This is a genomic window from Enterobacter chengduensis, assembly GCF_001984825.2.
In the GTDB taxonomy this organism is placed as follows: domain Bacteria; phylum Pseudomonadota; class Gammaproteobacteria; order Enterobacterales; family Enterobacteriaceae; genus Enterobacter; species Enterobacter chengduensis.
Genome location: NZ_CP043318.1, coordinates 518,412 through 538,947 on the forward strand (window position 1 = coordinate 518,412; position 20,536 = coordinate 538,947).

The 20,536-nt window shown below is 56.9% G+C and carries 17 protein-coding genes and 3 tRNA genes; 16 read left to right on the forward strand and 4 right to left on the reverse strand.

What is annotated here, in order from left to right; genetic code table 11:
- Nucleotide 1: 1 nt before the first annotated feature.
- The 3 genes from mscM to rsgA all read right to left on the reverse strand — a co-directional run bounded on the left by mscM (nucleotide 2) and on the right by rsgA (nucleotide 5,463).
- Nucleotides 2-3,325 (reverse strand): miniconductance mechanosensitive channel MscM, encoded by a 3,324-nt coding sequence (gene mscM, locus FY206_RS02535; RefSeq protein WP_032643782.1) that lies wholly within the window; start codon nucleotides 3,323-3,325, stop codon nucleotides 2-4.
- A 19-nt stretch (nucleotides 3,326-3,344) separates the two neighbouring features.
- The gene (gene asd, locus FY206_RS02540; protein WP_032643784.1) at nucleotides 3,345-4,313 is read right to left on the reverse strand and encodes an archaetidylserine decarboxylase; all 969 of its coding nucleotides are present in this window, start codon (nucleotides 4,311-4,313) and stop codon (nucleotides 3,345-3,347) included.
- Between the two features lie 97 nt (nucleotides 4,314-4,410).
- Nucleotides 4,411-5,463: a small ribosomal subunit biogenesis GTPase RsgA gene (gene rsgA / locus FY206_RS02545; protein ID WP_032643786.1), complete on the reverse strand. Its 1,053-nt coding sequence runs from the start codon at nucleotides 5,461-5,463 to the stop codon at nucleotides 4,411-4,413.
- Between the two features lie 107 nt (nucleotides 5,464-5,570).
- On the opposite strand from rsgA, the gene orn reads away from it, so the two are divergent.
- The 4 genes from orn (at nucleotide 5,571) to FY206_RS02565 (ending at nucleotide 6,612) form a co-directional block, all read left to right on the forward strand.
- Entirely contained in the window at nucleotides 5,571-6,116 is a 546-nt protein-coding gene (gene orn / locus FY206_RS02550; protein WP_032643791.1) for an oligoribonuclease, read from the forward strand.
- 196 nt (nucleotides 6,117-6,312) lie between these two features.
- Nucleotides 6,313-6,388, forward strand: a tRNA-Gly gene (locus FY206_RS02555).
- 36 nt (nucleotides 6,389-6,424) lie between these two features.
- Nucleotides 6,425-6,500, forward strand: a tRNA-Gly gene (locus tag FY206_RS02560).
- A 36-nt stretch (nucleotides 6,501-6,536) separates the two neighbouring features.
- A tRNA-Gly gene (locus FY206_RS02565) sits at nucleotides 6,537-6,612 on the forward strand.
- A 270-nt stretch (nucleotides 6,613-6,882) separates the two neighbouring features.
- On the opposite strand, the gene queG is transcribed toward FY206_RS02565, so the two are convergent.
- On the reverse strand, nucleotides 6,883-8,022 hold the full coding sequence (gene queG, locus FY206_RS02570) for a tRNA epoxyqueuosine(34) reductase QueG (RefSeq protein ID WP_032643793.1): 1,140 nt from the start codon (nucleotides 8,020-8,022) through the stop codon (nucleotides 6,883-6,885).
- Here queG and nnr point away from each other — a divergent pair.
- From nnr to nsrR, 12 genes are all read left to right on the forward strand, one after another.
- Nucleotides 8,021-9,544: a bifunctional ADP-dependent NAD(P)H-hydrate dehydratase/NAD(P)H-hydrate epimerase gene (gene nnr, locus FY206_RS02575; RefSeq protein WP_032643795.1), complete on the forward strand. Its 1,524-nt coding sequence runs from the start codon at nucleotides 8,021-8,023 to the stop codon at nucleotides 9,542-9,544. The two genes, queG and nnr, sit on opposite strands and share 2 nt — an antisense overlap.
- On the forward strand, nucleotides 9,537-9,998 hold the full coding sequence (gene tsaE / locus FY206_RS02580; RefSeq protein ID WP_013095283.1) for a tRNA (adenosine(37)-N6)-threonylcarbamoyltransferase complex ATPase subunit type 1 TsaE: 462 nt from the start codon (nucleotides 9,537-9,539) through the stop codon (nucleotides 9,996-9,998). The genes nnr and tsaE overlap by 8 nt, the downstream gene beginning before the upstream one ends.
- A 16-nt stretch (nucleotides 9,999-10,014) precedes the next feature.
- Nucleotides 10,015-11,352, forward strand: a complete 1,338-nt coding sequence (gene amiB, locus FY206_RS02585) for an N-acetylmuramoyl-L-alanine amidase AmiB (protein ID WP_032643797.1) — start codon at nucleotides 10,015-10,017, stop codon at nucleotides 11,350-11,352.
- Nucleotides 11,353-11,361: 9 nt separating this feature from the next.
- The gene (mutL, locus tag FY206_RS02590; protein WP_032643799.1) at nucleotides 11,362-13,206 is read left to right on the forward strand and encodes a DNA mismatch repair endonuclease MutL; all 1,845 of its coding nucleotides are present in this window, start codon (nucleotides 11,362-11,364) and stop codon (nucleotides 13,204-13,206) included.
- Complete coding sequence (miaA, locus tag FY206_RS02595) at nucleotides 13,199-14,149, forward strand: tRNA (adenosine(37)-N6)-dimethylallyltransferase MiaA (protein ID WP_032643804.1); 951 nt, start codon at nucleotides 13,199-13,201, stop codon at nucleotides 14,147-14,149. Before mutL ends, miaA begins: the two co-directional genes overlap by 8 nt.
- Nucleotides 14,150-14,234: 85 nt before the next feature.
- The gene (gene hfq, locus FY206_RS02600) at nucleotides 14,235-14,546 is read left to right on the forward strand and encodes an RNA chaperone Hfq (protein WP_008502919.1); all 312 of its coding nucleotides are present in this window, start codon (nucleotides 14,235-14,237) and stop codon (nucleotides 14,544-14,546) included.
- A gap of 74 nt (nucleotides 14,547-14,620) precedes the next feature.
- Complete coding sequence (gene hflX, locus FY206_RS02605) at nucleotides 14,621-15,901, forward strand: ribosome rescue GTPase HflX (protein WP_032643806.1); 1,281 nt, start codon at nucleotides 14,621-14,623, stop codon at nucleotides 15,899-15,901.
- Nucleotides 15,902-15,957: 56 nt separating this feature from the next.
- A complete protein-coding gene (gene hflK, locus FY206_RS02610) occupies nucleotides 15,958-17,217 on the forward strand; it encodes an FtsH protease activity modulator HflK (RefSeq protein WP_032643807.1) in 1,260 nt (419 codons plus the stop codon).
- 2 nt (nucleotides 17,218-17,219) lie between these two features.
- Nucleotides 17,220-18,224 (forward strand): protease modulator HflC, encoded by a 1,005-nt coding sequence (hflC, locus tag FY206_RS02615; protein WP_010427498.1) that lies wholly within the window; start codon nucleotides 17,220-17,222, stop codon nucleotides 18,222-18,224.
- 71 nt (nucleotides 18,225-18,295) lie between these two features.
- Nucleotides 18,296-18,493, forward strand: a complete 198-nt coding sequence (locus FY206_RS02620) for a DUF2065 domain-containing protein (RefSeq protein ID WP_032643808.1) — start codon at nucleotides 18,296-18,298, stop codon at nucleotides 18,491-18,493.
- A gap of 103 nt (nucleotides 18,494-18,596) precedes the next feature.
- Entirely contained in the window at nucleotides 18,597-19,895 is a 1,299-nt protein-coding gene (locus FY206_RS02625) for an adenylosuccinate synthase (protein ID WP_024907332.1), read from the forward strand.
- 201 nt (nucleotides 19,896-20,096) lie between these two features.
- On the forward strand, nucleotides 20,097-20,522 hold the full coding sequence (nsrR, locus tag FY206_RS02630) for a nitric oxide-sensing transcriptional repressor NsrR (protein ID WP_023310139.1): 426 nt from the start codon (nucleotides 20,097-20,099) through the stop codon (nucleotides 20,520-20,522).
- The last annotated feature ends 14 nt before the right edge of the window (nucleotides 20,523-20,536 follow it).

A 20,536-nucleotide genomic window follows, 5' to 3' on the forward strand; every position in this document is an offset into this window, starting at 1 on the left:
GTTACAAACTGCCCGCCGGGCGCGTACGCGCTGCTGACGTCAGCGTTCTTCCCGTTTTACGCCCGTCCAGGCTTTCCAGACGCATCTGGAACGGTGGGAACGGCATATCAATACCGTGTTCGCGGAAGCCAGCCAGAATCAGCTGGTGGATCTCATGACGCAGCGGCATACGGTGCCCCATTTCGGCGGCGTAGATACGCAGCTCGAAAATCTGAATCCCCTGCTGTAAATCCACGAGGAAGACTTCCGGCGCCGGGTTGTCAATGACCAGCGAGCAGCGCTCCGCGGCGGTGTAGAGGATCTGGGTGACCTCTTCGCTGTTGGCGTCCGACGGGGCCGGTACCGTCAGCACCACGCGCGTCACGGAGTCCGACAGCGACCAGTTGATGAACTGCTCGGTGATGAACGCCTTGTTTGGCACGATGATCTCTTTCCGATCCCAGTCGCTGATCGTCGTCGCACGGGTGTTGATCTTCGTGATGCTGCCGGTCAAATCGCGGATCGTCACGGTATCGCCAATGCGGATCGGTTTTTCGAACAGAATGATCAGGCCAGAGATGAAGTTGGCGAAGATCTCCTGTAAACCAAAACCTAGCCCTACACCCAGGGCGGCCACCAGCCACTGCAGCTTCGACCACTCAATCCCGATCATCGAGAAGCCAACCAGCCCGCCAAACAGCATGATCAGATATTTGGTAATGGTGGTAATTGCATAGCCCGTACCTGGGGTTAAATCCAGGTGCTGCAGCAGCGCCAGCTCGAGCAGCGCCGGGAAGTTGCGCACCAGCTGCGTAGTGATAATCAACACCAGAATGGCAATCAGCACTGCGCCTAAGGTTATCGGCTCCAGGCTCTCGACACCCTGCACCGTGGAGGTCACGTCCCAAAGAGAGATGTTTTCCAGGAAGCCAAATGCGGAGTGGATCTCCGACCACAGGAAGATCACCGAGAGGAGAGCAATCAGCATCAGGATGGAGCGAACCAGGCGCAGGGACTGGGTGCTGATGGCATCCAGATCCAGCTCGACCTCATCCGCTTCCGCCGTGCCTTCCGTGCTGTTGACGTGGTTTGGCTCTTCCTCACCCCGCGCACGCTGGGCGAGGATCTCTGCCCGGCGATGCTTGGCGCGGTCGAAGGCCAGACGGCGGCGCTGGATCAGCATCCAGCGGCGGATCACGTGGTACACCACCAGAAGCAGGAACCAGATGGCCACCGAGGTTTCCAGTCGCGCCAGCAGGGCCTGCGAGGTTGCCAGATAGCCCACCGCGGCTGCCAGCATCGCAATCAGAGGCGCGCTCAGCAGCAGGTTCCAGAGGAGCCGGTTGAACATGTTGTCGCCGCTGCCGGATTTATCCAGATACAGCGGTATCCCCGCGCGTTTCAGGCTGAGCGTGACGATGGCCAGCGCGCCGCATATCAGCATAAAGCAGAGGCGCCCCAGCGAGCCTGAGAACTCCCGGTCGTTGAGATTATCGAACATGATCAGCGCCATAATCAGCGGCACAATCAGCCCGATGCTCATCAGGTAGTAACGCATGGCGCGCGCGACGCGGTTACGCGGCCAGCCGAAGTGGGCAATAAACAGGCCATTGGGGCGCGCGAAGGTGGCGCAAATCATGACCACCCACAGCAGCGGCACGGTGGCGGTGACGCCATCGCCAATCGCTACCGCAAGCGGGTAGGGCCAGGCTTCCCGCAGGCCATACCCCAGCGTCATCCACAGCACCGGCAGCGGGGAGGCGACGAGAATCGACCAGAATACCGTGCGCAGCGTCAGCCAGAAGTGATCCTGGGTGACTTTCCCGACCCTTGAGCTGGACCGCTCCAGGAAACGGGTGAAATGTCTGCGCGAGTAAATGCTAAAGCCCACCAGAATCAATGCCCCCAGCAGCGGGAAAATGGTCTCCTTGCTGGTGAACATCATCACGCTGGCCTGTCCCAGCTGGCTGACGGTGTCCAGCGAAATCAGACGGCGCAGGTCCTGGACAATCTCAATCGGCCACGAGAAGGTCATCGGACGCACGTCGGACGTCCAGAAGAGATATCGGTGCGTGGCCTCGTTCACCTCTTTCAGCGCGTCTTCCAGCTGGCTGTTGGACACTTTTAGCTTGGTCAGCTCCAGAATCAGCGTATCCCCGCCCTGGAGCAGAGAGTTCAGCAGCTCACGCTGGGTACGCAGCTGGGCTTCCAGAATCCGGTTCTGATCGCTGGTCAGGGGCTGTCCGTCAGCCTGACGGATCTGGCGGATTTGCGGCTGTTTATTGAGGAGGTCTTCAAAGTGCAGTCGCTGAACGCGCAGCTGGGCCATCTCGGTATCCAGCTGCTGCGGCTTAGGCATTTCCGGCAGGCGCGAGACCTGGGCGCGTAGCGCTTCGCCCAGGAGGTTCGATGACCCGAGCCACTGGGACTGCTCGCGCAGGGTGTTGAGCGCCTGGCGAACCTGCAGTGTTTGATTGGTCGCCTGACGCTGCTGCGAGGCAACCAGATCCATGCGCTGCGCCTGCTGGTTCAGCGCGGCAGAAAGCTCGCGGTTGACCCTGAATTGTTCGTTGATACCGGCAGGCAGGTTTTCGCTGTTTTCCGCCAGCAGTTCTGTACTTTCCAGCGCGCGCTCCGCTTCACGCTGGCGTTGGCTGTTGAGCTGATTGCGCAGGGCCTGAAGATAGGCGTCAAGCTGCTCGCTCTGCTTCTGAGCAAGTTCAGAGCGCATCCGCGACAGTTCCTGGCGGTTATTGGCGGAAAGCTGCGCCAGCTCCAGCTCATCGACAAGGGCCTTCAGGCGAGCCGATTCTGCCTGCAGGCCCAGATTTTGCGCCTGAGCCTGTGGCGTATTGCCGCTTTGCGTACCTACGCGACGCTCCACTTCATTAAGCTGGCGGCGGGCGTCCGTTTGCTGCTGTGGAAGCTGGCTAAGGGAGTCGGCAATTTCACGCGCTCGCTCCTGCTCCTGCTGGGCTAGGCGGCTTTTTTCCAGAAGCTGGCTGCTGACCTGCAGGATCTCCTGGTTCAGGGCGTCGGAGGTCATGCCTGCGGGCACGTCACGCGGCTCGTCACGCAAATTATTGAGCTGTGAGCGCAGCGTCTGCGAGAGTTTGGGGAAGTTGTCGATAACCTGCTGATATTGCTGAGCGCGCTCAAGCGAGCCTTTTCGCTCCTCAAGCGCGTTCAGGGCTGCCTGGAGCGACTCGACGGTCTCTGGCTGAGCGGGTTTTGCCGCTTTGGCCTGTTCCAGTTCCTGGGTTATCTGTTTGGCGTCGGGGGCTGTCGCTGCGTACGCCCCCATGCTGAGGCACCAGGCCATCAGTAGAACGATAATCGGGCGCACGTCAGCGTTCCTTCTGTAGTTAGCCTTCGTCTTTTTTGTCGTCAACCAGCGGGCTGGCGTCGTGCTCGGCGTGGATCTCTTCCTGTGAAAGCGGCGCGGGTTCTGCATCCGGCGTCACGAAGGTTTCGGTCGAGACCGCCAGCGGCTGGCCCAGTTTGGTGACCGACAGGCTTTCGAGCTGTTCAGCCAGCTTCACCTTGCCCGGCGCAAACAGGTTGATCACGGTGGAGCCCAGCTTGAAGCGACCCATCTCCTGACCTTTCAGCAGGGCGACAGAGCCTTCCGCTTCACCGGCAGGCCAGGTCCAGCGCTTGATCACGCCTTCGCGCGGTGGGGTAATGGTGCCTGCCCAGACGGTTTCGATGCTGCCTACGATGGTTGCACCGACCAGAATCTGCGCCATTGGGCCAAATTCAGTATCGAACAGGCAGATGACGCGCTCGTTACGGGCAAACAGGTTCGGCACGTTCTGCGCGGTGAGGTGGTTCACGGAGAACAGGTCGCCCGGCACGTAGATCATTTCACGCAGGATACCGTTACACGGCATGTGCACGCGGTGATAGTCGCGCGGTGACAGATAGGTGGTGGCAAACGTACCGTTGCGGAACAGGTCCGCCATCAGGTAATTGCCCGCCAGCAGCGCTTCCAGGCTGTAGTTATGGCCCTTCGCCTGCAGAATTTTGTCGTCTTCGATGTTACCCAACTGGCTGATCACGCCGTCTGCCGGCATCACCAGGACGCCAGGGTCGGTGTTCAGCGGACGCACGTCGTCACGCAGCGGGCGCACGAAGAACTCGTTGAAGGTGCGGTAGCTGGCGGTATCCGGCTTCTGCGCCTCTTTCATGTCGACCTTGTAATATTTTACGAAAAGGTCGATGACCAGTTTGGTCAGCCAGCCCGCGCGTTTGCTTGCGCCCCAGCCCGCCAGGCGAGTGAGCCACAGTTTTGGCAGAATGTATTGAAGCGAAAGTTTAAATGCGTTTAACAAGGTAGCCTCCAGGCCATTGTTTTGTCGTTCCTGATCCGGCGTTAAGCCGCCGGAACCTGAAAAAAGGGGACGATTTTAGCGATGCTTAGCTTAGTTGTCAGTTATCAGAATCAGAAAAGTTTTTACGCGTTTTTACGTCTTCCATGCTCTCAAGAATGCGGTGATAGTTTTCAAAGCGAGTCTCCGCAATTTCACCGTTCTCAACCGCTTCGCGGATAGCGCAGCCAGGGTCGTTATCGTGTTTACAGTCGCGGTATTTGCAAGCGCCTAAATATTCATGGAATTCGACAAATCCGTTAAAGATTTGTTCCGGCTCAAGGTGCCACAAACCGAACTCACGCACGCCCGGGGAGTCGATCACGTCGCCACCGTGCGGGAAGTGATACAGACGCGAGGCGGTGGTGGTGTGCTGGCCAAGACCCGAGACGTTGGACACATCGTTAGTCAGGATCTCCTGCTGGAGGCCAAGCAGGTTGTTGAGCAGGCTTGATTTGCCCACGCCGGACTGGCCCGCAAAAATGCTGATGCGGTCGGTAAGCGCCTCTTCAAGCGGTTTCAGGCCATCCCTGGTGTGGCTGGAGACCATCAGCACGCGATACCCAATCTTGCGGTAGATATCCATCTGCTCGTTCACGAAGGCCATGCCGTCGTCATCCAGCAGATCGATTTTGTTCAATACGATGATCGGTTCAACCTGCAGCGTTTCGCAGGCGACAAGGTAACGATCGATGATGTTGAGCGAAAGCTCAGGTAAAATCGCCGAAACGATGACGATCTGATTAATGTTGGCGGCAATCGGCTTCACGCCATCGTAGAAATCCGGGCGGGTGAGCACCGACGTGCGTTCATGCACGGCCTCAACGATCCCCTTAACCGTGACCCCTTCAGCGGCCTCTTTGCCTGGTCGCCAGACCACGCGATCGCCGGTCACCAGTGAACGGATGGTGCGACGGATATTGCAACGGTGAATATTCCCGTCGGCGGATTCGACATCGGCATGCATACCGAAACGGCTTATGACGACGCCTTCTGTCGCTTCACCAAACAGGTTGTCGTCATAATCCGGCTTCTCCGAAGTGGTTTTAAGACGGCGCTGGTGGTTGGCGTTTACGCGGCGCTGCTGCCCTTTGGAGAGTTTATTTTTACTCAATCGCGCTGGCTCCTGGTCGCCCGTAAGGGGCAAAACCTCTATGATACACTCTAATTAATACTAGTTAACCTGCTACTGCCGGTTATGCGAGAAGGGTGGAAAATAACATGAGCGCGGATGAAAACAACCTGATTTGGATCGATCTCGAAATGACCGGGCTGGATCCCGAGCGCGATCGCATCATTGAAATTGCAACGCTGGTGACGGACGCCAACCTGAATATCCTGGCTGAAGGGCCAACGATTGCGGTGCATCAGTCCGACGATCAGCTGGCGTTGATGGATGAGTGGAACGTGCGCACCCACACCGGCAGTGGCCTGGTGGAGCGTGTGAAGGCGAGTACGTTCGGCGATCGCGAGGCGGAGCTGGCGACGCTTGAGTTCCTGAAGCAGTGGGTTCCGGCAGGTAAATCGCCTATCTGTGGGAATAGCATCGGCCAGGATCGCCGCTTCCTGTTTAAGTACATGCCGGAGCTGGAGTCTTATTTCCACTACCGTTATCTGGATGTCAGCACCCTGAAAGAGCTGGCGCGTCGCTGGAAGCCTGAAATCCTCGACGGCTTTAAAAAGCAGGGAACCCATCAGGCGATGGACGACATTCGGGAGTCCGTGGCGGAGCTTGCGTACTACCGCGAAAACTTTATTAAGCTGTGATTTTGAGATCCGGCGCCTTGCGTGGCCGGGTTTTTGTCGTTAAATTGTTCAGCTTGCCGATTTAATAAGCATTTGAACTGAATTTCGAAAAAATCGCTTTAAGGGGGGTTGCAGCTAAAAGGATTTCTCGTATAATGCGCCTCCCGTAACGACAGAGAATTACGCGTTACGACAGCAACAAAAGCAGTACAGATTTGCGGGAATAGCTCAGTTGGTAGAGCACGACCTTGCCAAGGTCGGGGTCGCGAGTTCGAGTCTCGTTTCCCGCTCCAAAATTTGAAAGTGCTTTCACAGCACAGACTGCCCAAGCGGGAATAGCTCAGTTGGTAGAGCACGACCTTGCCAAGGTCGGGGTCGCGAGTTCGAGTCTCGTTTCCCGCTCCAAAATTTGAAAGTGCTTTCACAGCACGGACCACCCAAGCGGGAATAGCTCAGTTGGTAGAGCACGACCTTGCCAAGGTCGGGGTCGCGAGTTCGAGTCTCGTTTCCCGCTCCAAATTCTTCATCATCTCTTAAATATCCACAGCGAAGTGTTTCGTTGGGGACGTTTTCTATTGTCTTTGAAATACTCTTGTAAACAGAGTTATCCACAGAAACTGCGCTTAACCGGAATAGGGTTAAAACTTAGCAGGGTGAATAATATCTTTATAAGTTTCTGTACTTAATGAATAAAATTTGATTTCAAAATGTTATTGAGATCACTTGACCTCATCCCCAGCCCAGATGGCTCTTGAGTTTGTAATTTTATTCACAGGCTGTGAATAGTTCAGGCATCCCGCGTAAGTCCTTTTTCGATTACCCTTACCAGACGCTGTTTCTTCGGTAGCTGAACCTCGACTACACAGGCATTGCGCTTCTCAATTTGCTGCGCAATCGCCCATTCTATGTGTTCGTCAAGAAGTGGGTGCTCACCTCTACGGCTTTCAAGTGCCCGCAGATTCGCTTCATCCCAGGGAGCATTACCCAGGGCGACGGCAACATTACGCAGCCAGCGCAGATGGCCGATACGGCGAATGGCCGAACCTTCCGTCACTTTCAGGAACCAGGCTTCGGTCCAGGCGAACAGCTCAACGAGCTGCGGCGCGTGCAGCGCCTTACGCGGGCTGAAATCCTCTTCGTCCGTCAGCTGGGAATAGCGGTTCCACGGGCAGATCAGCTGGCAGTCGTCGCAGCCGTAGATGCGGTTGCCGATAAGCGGCCGAAATTCTTCTGGAATGGCCCCTTCCAGTTCGATAGTGAGGTAGGAGATGCAGCGGCGCGCATCAACGGTGTAGGGCTCGACGATGGCACCCGTCGGGCAAATGGTCATGCAGGCCACGCAGCGGCCGCAGCCTTCTTCTACCGGACCGTCTATCGGCAGCGGCAAATCAATCAGCAGTTCACCCAGGAAGAAGAACGATCCGGCGTCGCGGCTAAGGATAAGTGAGTGCTTACCTGTCCAGCCAAGCCCGGCTTTTTCGGCGATCGGGCGCTCAAGAATAGGCGCGGAATCGACAAAGGGTCTAAAATTCAGCGAAACACAGTGCTGCTGAATGGTTTCCCCGAGCTTTTTTAAACGGTTGCGCAGAAGCTTATGGTAATCACGTCCCAGGGCGTAGCGGCTGACGTAACCCAAAGAGGGGTCTTTTAGCGTGCGCGCAAAGGCCGCGTTGGCGGGCAGGTAGTTCATGCGCACGCTGATGACGCGTAACGTGCCCGGCAGGAGCTCGTGTGGACGGGCGCGCATCATGCCATGACGCGCCATCCACTCCATTTCGCCGTGGTATTGTTTATCCAGCCAGGCCTGCAGTTTTGGCTCGCTGGCCGAGAGGTCGGTATCGGTAATGCCCACCTTCTGGAAGCCAAGTTCAGCACCCCACTGTTTTATTTTTTGCGCTAATTCATTGAGATCGAGGGGCTGTGACATGACGGACCATACGGTGAAGAAAAACCCCGCAAGTATACCACATTCCATCTGGCATGCGGATGACCTCCGGCGCGCCGAAAAAGAGGCCGCGGACAGCCTCGGGATTACCCTGTATGAACTGATGCTGCGCGCGGGTGAGGCGGCGTTTAACGTTGCCCGCAGCGCGTATCCGCAGGCCGCTCACTGGCTGATTCTGTGTGGGCACGGCAATAACGGCGGCGACGGCTACGTTGTCGCCCGTCTTGCGGCTGCGGCAGGTATCCGCGTGACGCTGCTGGCCCTGGAGAGTGAGAAACCGTTGCCGGAAGAGGCGGACGCGGCACGCACGGCGTGGCTTAACGCAGGCGGTGTGATTCATGCGCCGAATATCCTCTGGCCAGAGGCGGTGGATCTGATTGTTGACGGTCTGCTGGGCACCGGGCTTCGCAGCGCGCCTCGCGAAAACGTTGCTGCGCTGATTGAACGCGCGAACAGACATTCCGCGCCGGTTGTCGCCCTGGATATTCCCTCTGGCCTGATTGCACAAACCGGCGCGACGCCGGGAGCGGTGATTCAGGCTGCGCACACGGTGACCTTCATCGCACTCAAGCCGGGGTTGCTGACCGGCAAAGCGCGAGACGTTGTTGGCGTGTTGCACCACAGTGCGCTGGGGCTGGAGAGCTGGCTGGCCGGGCAGGAAATACGCATCGCGCGTTTTGATGCGTCGCAGCTTGCAGCGTGGCTCCCGCCGCGCAGACCGACGTCCCATAAGGGCGATAGCGGCAGGCTGGTGATAATTGGCGGCGATCGTGGCACGGCAGGTGCGATTCGTATGACCGGCGAAGCGGCATTACGCAGCGGTGCTGGCCTGGTGCGAGTGCTCACCCGCATTGAGAATATTGCGCCGATCGTTACCGCCCGACCGGAGCTGATGGTCCACGAACTCACGGCCCAGGCGCTTGAAGAAAGCCTTGAATGGGCAGACGTGGTGGTGATTGGGCCCGGGCTTGGACAGCAGGCATGGGGTAAACAGGCCCTGCAAAAGGTCGAGAATTTTCGTAAACCGATGCTGTGGGATGCCGACGCGCTTAACCTTCTGGCAATAAACTCCGATAAGCGTCACAATCGCATTCTCACGCCACACCCCGGCGAAGCCGCGCGACTGCTTAACTGCAGCGTGGCAGAAATTGAAAGCGATCGCTTACTTTCTGCTCAGCGTCTGGTAAAACGTTACGGAGGTGTTGCTGTTTTAAAAGGGGCAGGCACCGTTGTCGCCAGCGACGAGACGCAGGGTATTATTGATGCCGGCAATGCGGGCATGGCAAGCGGCGGCATGGGCGATGTGCTTTCCGGCATCATTGGCGCATTGCTTGGACAGAAACTTCCCCTTTATGATGCAGCCTGTGCGGGCTGCGTGGCCCACGGCGTCGCGGCGGATAAACTGGCTGCGCGTTACGGCACGCGCGGTATGCTGGCCACCGATCTTTTTTGCACGCTGCGGCGTGTTGTTAACCCGGATGTGATTGACGTAGAAAATGACTAATCGAGCGATTCCTTTACCTGATGAACAAGCCACTTTAGAACTCGGCAAGCGCGTGGCGCAGGCCTGTCAGGGGGCAACCGTCATTTATCTGTATGGTGATTTAGGTGCGGGTAAAACCACCTTCAGCCGGGGTTTTTTGCAGGCGTTAGGGCATAACGGGAATGTCAAAAGCCCAACCTACACGCTGGTAGAACCGTATACCCTTGAGAATCTCATGGTGTACCACTTCGATTTATACCGACTTGCGGATCCTGAGGAGCTGGAATTTATGGGGATCCGTGATTATTTTGCCAATGATGCCATCTGCCTGGTGGAGTGGCCGCAACAAGGTGCGGGTGTGCTGCCTGACCCGGATGTCGAAATTCACTTAGATTACCAGGCACAAGGGCGTGAGGCGCGCATCAGTGCGGTTTCCTCATCAGGCAGTTCCTTACTGGCGCGTCTGGCCGGTTAAGCGTAGGGATGACGGGATGATAAATCGCGTTAAAGGCTGGTTGTTGGCTGCCACCGTGCTGCTGTGCGCGCAGGCCGGGGCGGCAAACCTCTCGGATATTCAGGTATCAAACGGCGAAAGCCAGGCCCGGATCACGTTCAGCTTTATGGGCGATCCTGAGTATGCATTTTCACAGCCAGACAGCCACAGCGTGGCGCTGGATATCAAACAGACGGGCGTGATCCAGGGGCTACCGCTGCAGTTCAGCGGTAACAACCTGGTGAAAAGCATCCGTTCGGGAACGCCCCAGGACAGTCAGTCGTTACGCCTGGTGGTCGATCTGACCGAAAAGGGTAAAACGAAGGCGGTGAAGCAGCAAAACGGCGCGAACTATACGGTCGTTTTTACCATCAATGCAGACGTGCCGCCGCCTCCACCGCCGCCGGTCGTCGCGAAGCGCGTGGAAGAGCCGGTGTATACGCCGCGTCCTGCGGAACCCGCGCGTAATCCGTTTAAATCGCAGAACGATCGCATTACTGCGGCAACCAGCAGCAATACGGTGACGCGTCCGGCGGCCAGCGCGCGACGCGCGACGGTCAGCGGTGACAAAGTGATCATCGCCATTGACGCGGGCCACGGCGGGGAAGATCCGGGGGCGATTGGCCCTGGCGGCACGCGCGAGAAAAACGTGACTATCGCTATCGCGCGTAAACTGCGTTCGCTGCTCAACGACGACCCTATGTTTAAAGGCGTGTTGACCCGCGACGGGGACTACTTTATCTCCGTCATGGGGCGCTCGGACGTGGCGCGCAAGCAAAACGCCAACTTCCTGGTCTCCATTCATGCGGACGCTGCGCCGAATCGTAGCGCGACCGGCGCCTCGGTTTGGGTGCTGTCGAACCGTCGCGCCAACAGCGAAATGGCCAACTGGCTGGAAGAGCATGAGAAGCAGTCCGAGCTGTTAGGCGGCGCGGGCGACGTGCTGGCGAACAGCCAGTCCGATCCGTACCTCAGCCAGGCGGTGCTGGATTTACAGTTCGGTCATTCTCAGCGCGTCGGGTATGATGTCGCCACTAACGTATTGAGCCAGCTGCAAAGCATTGGCGTGCTGCACAAACGTCGCCCTGAGCATGCCAGCCTCGGCGTTCTGCGCTCGCCAGATATCCCGTCCATCCTTGTAGAGACGGGCTTTATCAGTAACAACGGTGAAGAGCGTCTGCTGGGAAGCGACAGCTACCAGCATCAAATTGCCGAAGCGATTTATAACGGTCTGCGTAAATACTTTGAGGCGCATCCGCTGCAGTCCGCACCGCAGAGCGGCGCTGCCCAGACGGCCAGCGCAGCGCTGCCGGGTGAGATGACCGCGACCAACTAAGGAGAATTCATGCCGATTCAGGTTCTACCGCCGCAGCTCGCGAACCAAATCGCCGCCGGTGAGGTGGTTGAACGCCCTGCGTCGGTGGTGAAGGAGCTGGTGGAAAACAGCCTCGATGCGGGCGCAACCCGCATTGATATTGATATCGAACGCGGTGGCGCGAAGCTTATCCGCATTCGCGACAACGGCTGTGGCATTAAAAAAGAGGAGCTGGCGCTGGCGCTGGCGCGTCACGCCACCAGTAAAATTGCTTCTCTGGATGACCTGGAAGCGATTATTAGCCTCGGCTTTCGCGGTGAGGCGCTGGCCAGCATCAGCTCGGTTTCGCGCCTGACGCTGACCTCCCGTACCGCTGAACAGCAGGAGGCCTGGCAGGCCTACGCCGAAGGGCGCGATATGGACGTGACGGTCAAGCCCGCGGCGCATCCTGTCGGCACTACGCTTGAAGTGTTAGATCTCTTCTACAACACCCCCGCCCGACGCAAGTTTATGCGTACCGAGAAGACCGAGTTCAGCCATATCGACGAGATCGTTCGGCGTATCGCGCTGGCGCGTTTTGACGTCACCATTAACCTCAGCCACAACGGCAAGGTGATGCGCCAGTATCGCGCGGTGGCGGAAGGCGGGCAGAAAGAGCGTCGTCTGGGGGCGATCTGCGGCACGCCGTTTCTGGAACAGGCGCTGGCCATCGAGTGGCAGCACGGCGATCTGGCTTTACGCGGCTGGGTTGCCGATCCAAACGCGAGCAGCGCTGCGTTCTCTGAAATTCAGTATTGCTACGTCAACGGCCGCATGATGCGCGACCGCCTCATCAATCACGCGATTCGCCAGGCCTGCGAAGACAAGCTCGGGGCCGATCAGCAGCCTGCTTTCGTCCTTTATCTGGATATCGACCCCCATCAGGTGGATGTGAACGTTCATCCTGCCAAGCATGAGGTACGGTTCCACCAGTCGCGTCTCGTTCACGACTTCATATATCAGGGCGTGGCCGCCGTGTTGCAGCAGCAGGCAGAGCCCGCGCTGCCGCTGGAGAACGACGCGCCTGCACCACGTCCGCTGCCCGAAAACCGCGTGGCAGCGGGCCGCAACCATTTTGCGGAGCCTGCCGTCGCGCGTGAGCCTGAAGCCCCGCGCTTCTCATCCGCAGGGAGCGCGCCGCGTCCAACGGGCGCGAACTACCCGAATGCCCAGCCTGGCTATCAAAAGCAGCAGGGGGCGTTGTACCGCAAGCTGCTGGAAACGCCAGCCGTGGAGCGTAAAGAGCCTCTTCCGGCCCCTCAGCCTTCACTGGACGGCCATAGCCAGAGTTTTGGCCGGGTGCTGACGATCGTTGCGCCGGATATGGCGCTGCTTGAACGTAACGGCAAAGTGATGCTTCTGGCCCTGCCGGTCGCCGAACGCTGGCTTAAACAGGTGCAGCTCACGCCGGGGGAAAACGCAGCCTGCGCGCAGCCGCTGTTGATTCCGGTACGACTGAAAATATCCCCTGACGAAACGAGGGTATTGCAGCGCGTCGGGTCGCAGCTTGCGCAGATGGGTATTGAAACTGTGCTCGAACCACAACATGTGACAATTCGTGCAGTGCCTTTACCCTTACGCCAACAAAATTTACAAAACTTGATTCCTGAACTGATAGGCTACCTGGCGCAGCAAACATCGTTTGATGCCGCCAACACCGCGCAGTGGATCGCCCGCCATCTGGCAAGCGAACACGCGCCGTGGAGTATGGCGCAGGCCATCAGCGTGCTGGCGGAGGTGGAACGTCTCTGCCCGCATCTGGTAAAAACGCCGCCGGGTGGTTTATTACAACCTGTTGATTTACAAACGGCGATGAACGCCCTGAAACATGATTGACGTAAGTAAGGCGAGCCTGCCTAAGGCAATTTTTTTAATGGGCCCAACGGCCTCGGGCAAAACGGCGCTCGCCATTGAGCTGCGTAAAGTTTTGCCTGTAGAGTTGATTAGCGTCGACTCCGCCCTCATCTATCGGGGGATGGACATCGGCACGGCGAAGCCTGACGCAGACGAGCTGCGTGCGGCACCGCACCGTTTGCTGGATATTCTCGACCCGGCTCAGGCGTACTCCGCAGCGGATTTCCGCCGGGATGCCCTGGGCGAGATGGCCGAGATAACGGCGGCGGGACGTATACCGCTGTTGGTTGGTGGAACCATGCTTTATTTCAAGGCGCTGCTGGAGGGGTTGTCACCTCTGCCATCTGCGGACCCGGAAATAAGAGCAAAAATTGAGCAGCAGGCGGCAGAGCAGGGTTGGGACGTTTTGCATCAGCAACTGGCGGAGATTGACCCGGTTGCTGCAGCGCGGATCCATCCAAATGATCCGCAAAGGCTTTCCCGGGCACTGGAAGTTTTTTTCATTTCGGGTAAAACTTTAACGGAACTGACGCAAACGTCAGGAGACGCTCTGCCGTATCAGGTGCATCAGTTCGCCATCGCCCCGGCGAGCCGTGAACTGCTCCATCAGCGAATTGAGCAGCGTTTTCATCAGATGTTAGCTTCAGATTTTGAAGCAGAAGTGCGGGCGCTCTTTGCCCGTGGAGATTTGCATACGGACATGCCTTCCGTTCGTTGTGTGGGATACCGCCAGATGTGGTCGTATCTTGAAGGTGAGATTTCATACGATGAAATGGTTTATAGAGGTGTTTGCGCCACGAGACAGTTAGCGAAGCGCCAGATCACCTGGTTGCGCGGTTGGGAGGGGGTTCACTGGTTAGACAGTGAAAAACCGCAACAGGCGTTAAACGAAGTGATTGAGGTTGTTGGTGATATCGCTCACTGAATGTGTACAATTGAGACGTATCGTGCGCAATTTTTCAGAATCGCAAGGTTCTAAGTACAAAACAAGCATATAAGGAAAAGATAGAATGGCTAAGGGGCAATCTTTACAAGATCCGTTCCTGAACGCATTGCGTCGGGAACGTGTTCCAGTTTCTATTTATTTGGTGAATGGTATTAAGCTGCAAGGTCAGATTGAGTCTTTCGATCAGTTCGTGATTCTGTTGAAAAACACGGTCAGCCAGATGGTCTACAAGCACGCTATTTCTACCGTTGTTCCGTCTCGTCCGGTATCTCATCACAGTAATAACGCTGGCGGCGGCACGGGTAGTAACTACCATCATGGCAGCAACGCGCAGGGTTCTTCAACGCCAGCGCAGGACAGCGACGAGACCGAATAAGGTTTCGCACTGTTATCCACACGGGGAGCCAGGGATCCTGCGTTCCCCGCTGATCTTTTTAGAGAGGTTTACGCTTGTTTGACCGTTATGATGCCGGTGAGCAGGCGGTGCTGGTACACATCTATTTTTCGCAAGACAAAGATATGGAAGACCTCCAGGAGTTTGAATCTCTGGTCTCTTCCGCCGGTGTCGAAGCAATGCAGGTGATTACCGGTAGCCGTAAAGCGCCGCACCCAAAGTATTTTGTTGGTGAAGGTAAAGCAGTCGAAATTGCGGATGCCGTAAAAGCAGCCGGCGCGTCAGTCGTGTTGTTTGATCATGCGCTGTCTCCAGCCCAGGAGCGCAACCTGGAAGCCCTTTGCGAATGCCGTGTTATCGATCGCACGGGTTTGATTTTAGATATTTTTGCTCAGCGTGCTCGTACCCACGAGGGGAAACTGCAGGTTGAGCTGGCGCAGCTGCGCCATCTGGCAACGCGTCTGGTGCGTGGCTGGACACACCTTGAAAGACAAAAAGGCGGGATTGGTTTGCGCGGCCCGGGTGAAACCCAGCTCGAAACCGACCGTCGTTTGCTTCGTGGCCGAATTACCCAGATCCTCTCGCGTCTGGAACGCGTAGAGAAACAGCGTGAACAGGGGCGTCGGGCGCGAACCAAAGCGGACATCCCGACGGTGTCGCTGGTGGGTTATACCAACGCCGGTAAATCGACCCTGTTTAACCAGATTACCGAGGCTCAGGTGTATGCCGCAGACCAGCTGTTTGCGACCCTGGACCCTACGCTGCGCCGTATTGACGTTGCAGACGTGGGTGAAACGGTGCTGGCGGATACCGTAGGGTTTATCCGCCACCTGCCGCACGATCTGGTGGCGGCGTTTAAGGCCACCCTGCAGGAGACGCGTCAGGCGACGCTGCTGCTGCACGTGATAGATGCGGCAGACGTGCGGGTGCAGGAAAACATCGACGCGGTGAACGTGGTGCTCGAAGAAATTGACGCCCACGAGATCCCAACGCTGTTGGTCATGAACAAGATCGATATGCTGGACGATTTCGAACCGCGTATCGACCGAGATGAAGAAAACAAACCGATTCGGGTCTGGCTTTCTGCCCAGACCGGTATTGGCGTGCCACTGCTTTTCCAGGCTTTGACAGAACGTCTTTCCGGTGAGGTGGCTCAGCACACGCTGCGACTGCCGCCACAGGAAGGCAGGCTGCGCAGCCGGTTTTATCAGCTTCAGGCGATAGAAAAAGAGTGGATGGAGGATGACGGCAGCGTGGGGATGCAGGTGCGTATGCCGATCGTTGACTGGCGTCGCCTCTGTAAACAAGAACCTGCCCTGGCGGACTATATCGTCTGATCGGAAAGGGGATGCCTGAATAATTCGCCCTTGCATAACAAATATGGAGCATATACATGGCGTGGAATCAGCCCGGTAATAACGGACAAGACCGCGACCCGTGGGGAAGCAGCAAACCTGGCGGCAACTCTGAGGGAAATGGCAACAAAGGTGGTCGCGAGCAGGGGCCGCCGGATCTGGATGATATCTTCCGCAAGCTGAGCAAGAAGCTTGGTGGCCTTGGCGGAGGAAAAGGTTCTGGCTCGGGTGGCAACTCCACTCAGAGTCCGCGCCCACCGATGGGTGGCCGCGTTGTAGGTATCGTGGCCGCTGCGGTGGTCATCATCTGGGCAGCCAGCGGGTTCTACACCATTAAAGAAGCAGAACGCGGCGTGGTCACCCGTTTCGGTAAGTTCAGCCATCTGGTTGAGCCGGGCCTGAACTGGAAACCGACCTTCATTGACGACGTGACCGCGGTCAACGTGGAGTCCGTCCGTGAACTGGCGGCCTCCGGCGTGATGCTGACCTCTGATGAAAACGTGGTGCGCGTCGAGATGAACGTGCAGTACCGCGTGACCGACCCTGAGCGTTATCTGTTTAGCGTGACCAGCGCCGATGACAGCCTGCGTCAGGCGACCGACAGCGCCCTGCGTGGTGTGATCGGTAAATACACCATGGACCGCATCCTGACCGAGGGTCGTACCGTTATTCGTAGCGATACCCAGCGCGAGCTGGAAGAGACCATTCGTCCGTACAACATGGGTATTACCCTGCTGGACGTCAACTTCCAGGCTGCGCGTCCGCCGGAAGAGGTGAAAGCCGCCTTTGACGATGCGATTGCTGCGCGTGAAAACGAACAGCAGTACATCCGTGAAGCAGAAGCGTACACCAACGAAGTCCAGCCACGCGCTAACGGCCAGGCGCAGCGTATTCTGGAAGAAGCGCGCGCGTACAAGACGCAGACCATTCTGGAAGCGCAGGGTGAAGTGGCTCGCTTCGCGAAGATCCTGCCGGAATATAAAGCGGCACCGGAAATTACCCGTGAGCGTCTCTATATCGAGACCATGGAAAAAGTGCTGAGCCACACCCGCAAAGTGTTGGTTAACGACAATAAAGGTGGAAACCTGATGGTTCTGCCGCTGGATCAGATGCTGAAAGGCAATGCTGCGCCAGCCGCGAAAGGCGACACCAGCGGCGCGAACAACCTGCTGCGTCTGCCGCCTGCCTCAACGGGCAGCGCCAGCACGAACACAACGCCTTCTTCGAACGATGGTGACATTATGGACCAACGCCGTGCTAACGCGCAGCGTAACGACTACCAGCGTCAGGGGGAATAAGGATGCGTAAGTCAGTTATTGCGATCATCGTCATCGTACTGGTCGTGCTTTATACCTCGATCTTTGTGGTGAAAGAGGGCGAGCGTGGGATCAAATTCCAGTTCAGCAGCGTCGTGCGTGATGGCGACAAGCGCCCGGTGATTTACGAGCCGGGTCTGCACTTCAAGGTGCCGTTCATTCAGTCGGTGAAAACCCTTGATGCGCGTATCCAGACCATGGATAACCAGGCCGACCGTTTCGTGACCAAAGAGAAGAAAGACCTGATCGTTGATTCCTACATCAAATGGCGCATCAGCGATTTCAGCCGTTACTTCCTGGCAACGGGCGGCGGCGACGTTTCTCAGGCCGAAGTGCTGCTGAAGCGTAAATTCTCTGACCGTCTGCGTTCTGAAATTGGTCGTCTGGATGTGAAAGACATCGTGACCGACTCCCGCGGTCGTCTGACTCTGGAAGTGCGCGATGCGCTGAACTCCGGAACCGCGGGCACGGAAGACGAAGTGGAAACGCCAGCAGCGGATGATGCGATTGCCAAAGCGGCTGAACGCGTTCAGGCGGAAACCAACGGCAAAGTGCCGGTGATCAACCCGAACAGTATGGCTGCGCTGGGTATCGAAGTGGTGGACGTGCGTATCAAGCAGATCAACCTCCCGGCAGAAGTGTCCGAGGCGATTTACAACCGTATGCGCGCCGAGCGTGAAGCGGTAGCCCGTCGTCACCGTTCACAGGGCCAGGAAGAGGCTGAGAAGCTGCGTGCGGCAGCGGACTATGAAGTCACCAAGACGCTGGCGGAATCTGAGCGTCAGGGCCGTATCCTGCGCGGTGAAGGTGATGCCGAAGCGGCGAAGCTGTTCGCGGACGCCTTCAGCCAGGATCCTGACTTCTACGCCTTTATCCGTAGCCTGCGCGCTTACGAGAATAGCTTCCAGAGCAACCAGGATGTGATGGTGCTCAGCCCGGACAGCGATTTCTTCCGTTATATGAAGACGCCGACCAACGCTACGCGATAAACTCAGGCTCGTTTGAGTATTCAAACCACCGCTCTCAACGGAGCGGTGGTTTTCTTTTATGAGGAATAAAAATGAATTCAACGATCTGGCTCGCACTGGCTCTGGTCCTGGTGCTGGAAGGTCTTGGACCGATGCTCTATCCGCGCGCCTGGCGTCGAATGATCGCCACGATGAGCAGTCTTCCCGATAATATTTTGCGTCGTTTTGGCGGCGGTCTTGTGGTTGCGGGCATCGTGATCTACTACATGTTGAGGAAAACGATTGGCTGATCAAAAAGTGGTCGGATTTGGGATATTCTGAGGTCAAAAAGTGCTGTATATCTGAAAAAGCGATGGTAGAATCCATTTTTAAGCAAACGGTGATTTTGAAAAAATGGGTAACAACGTCGTCGTACTGGGCACCCAATGGGGTGACGAAGGTAAAGGGAAGATTGTTGATCTTCTGACTGAACGGGCTAAATATGTTGTACGCTACCAGGGCGGTCACAACGCAGGCCATACTCTCGTAATCAACGGTGAAAAAACCGTCCTCCATCTTATTCCATCAGGCATTCTTCGTGATAACGTCACCAGCATCATCGGTAACGGCGTTGTGCTGTCTCCTGCTGCGCTGATGAAAGAGATGAAAGGTCTGGAAGACCGTGGTATCCCTGTTCGTGAGCGTCTGCTGCTCTCCGAAGCCTGCCCGCTGATCCTGGATTATCACGTGGCGCTGGACGTTGCGCGTGAAAAAGCACGCGGCGCGAAAGCGATCGGCACCACCGGTCGTGGTATCGGCCCGGCTTACGAAGATAAAGTTGCGCGTCGCGGTCTGCGCGTGGGCGACCTCTTCGACAAAGCCACCTTCGCTGAAAAACTGAAAGAAGTGATGGAATATCACAACTTCCAGCTGGTGAACTTCTACAAAGCTGACGCTGTTGACTACCAGAAGGTGCTGGATGACGTCATGGCGATTGCAGACATTCTGACCGGTATGGTTGTTGATGTGTCCGATCTGCTGGACCAGGCGCGCAAGCGTGGCGATTTCGTCATGTTTGAAGGTGCGCAGGGTACGCTGCTGGACATCGACCACGGTACCTATCCGTACGTAACCTCCTCGAACACCACCGCAGGTGGCGTGGCGACTGGCTCTGGCCTGGGTCCGCGCTATGTGGATTATGTTCTGGGCATCATCAAAGCGTACTCCACTCGCGTGGGTGCGGGTCCATTCCCGACCGAGCTGTTTGATGAAACCGGCGAGTTCCTGTGCAAGCAGGGTAACGAGTTTGGCGCGACCACCGGTCGCCGTCGTCGTACCGGCTGGCTGGATGCGGTTGCCGTGCGTCGTGCTGTGCAGATCAACTCCCTGTCTGGCTTCTGCCTGACCAAGCTGGACGTACTGGACGGCCTGAAAGAAGTGAAAATTTGCGTCGGCTACCGTATGCCAGATGGCCGCGAAGTGACCACCACGCCGCTGGCTGCTGACGACTGGGAAGGCATCGAGCCAATCTACGAAACCATGCCGGGCTGGTCTGAGACCACTTTCGGTGTGAAAGAGCGTAGCGGCCTGCCGCAGGCGGCGCTGGATTACATCAAGCGTATTGAAGAGCTGACCGAAGTGCCGATCGATATTATTTCTACCGGCCCGGATCGTACCGAAACGATGATCCTGCGCGACCCGTTCGACGCATAATGATGGTTTCGCCCGGCGGCGCTGCGCTTGCCGGGCCTACAAAACCCATCGTAGGCCGGATGAGCAACGCGTATCCGGCTTTTTTATCCTCCGTTCTCCTTTCAGTTCAAATAAATTAGCCGCTATCTATCTGGCTGGTTTATCATCATTAATGAATATCTCTGCGGTTTGACCGCGTTTTCCCTTTTTCCTGAGGTTGATGTGCAGTTAACAAGTTTCACCGATTACGGCTTACGTGCGCTGATTTACATGGCGTCGTTACCTGATGGGAAGATGACCAGCATCTCTGAAGTCACAGAGGTCTACGGCGTATCCCGTAATCATATGGTCAAAATAATCAATCAACTTAGTCGTGCCGGATACGTTGCTGCCGTCCGCGGGAAGAATGGTGGGATCCGTCTCGGTAAACCGGCGCAGAGTATTCGTGTTGGCGATGTGGTACGTGAACTGGAGCCGCTGTCTCTGGTGAACTGCAGCAGCGAGTTCTGCCACATTACGCCCGCTTGCCGCCTGAAAAAGGCGCTTTCAAAGGCCGTGCAAAGTTTTCTCATGGAACTGGATAACTACACGCTGGCCGATTTGGTTGAAGAGAATCAACCGCTTTATAAATTATTGCTGGTGGAATGAAGAAAACGTCCACC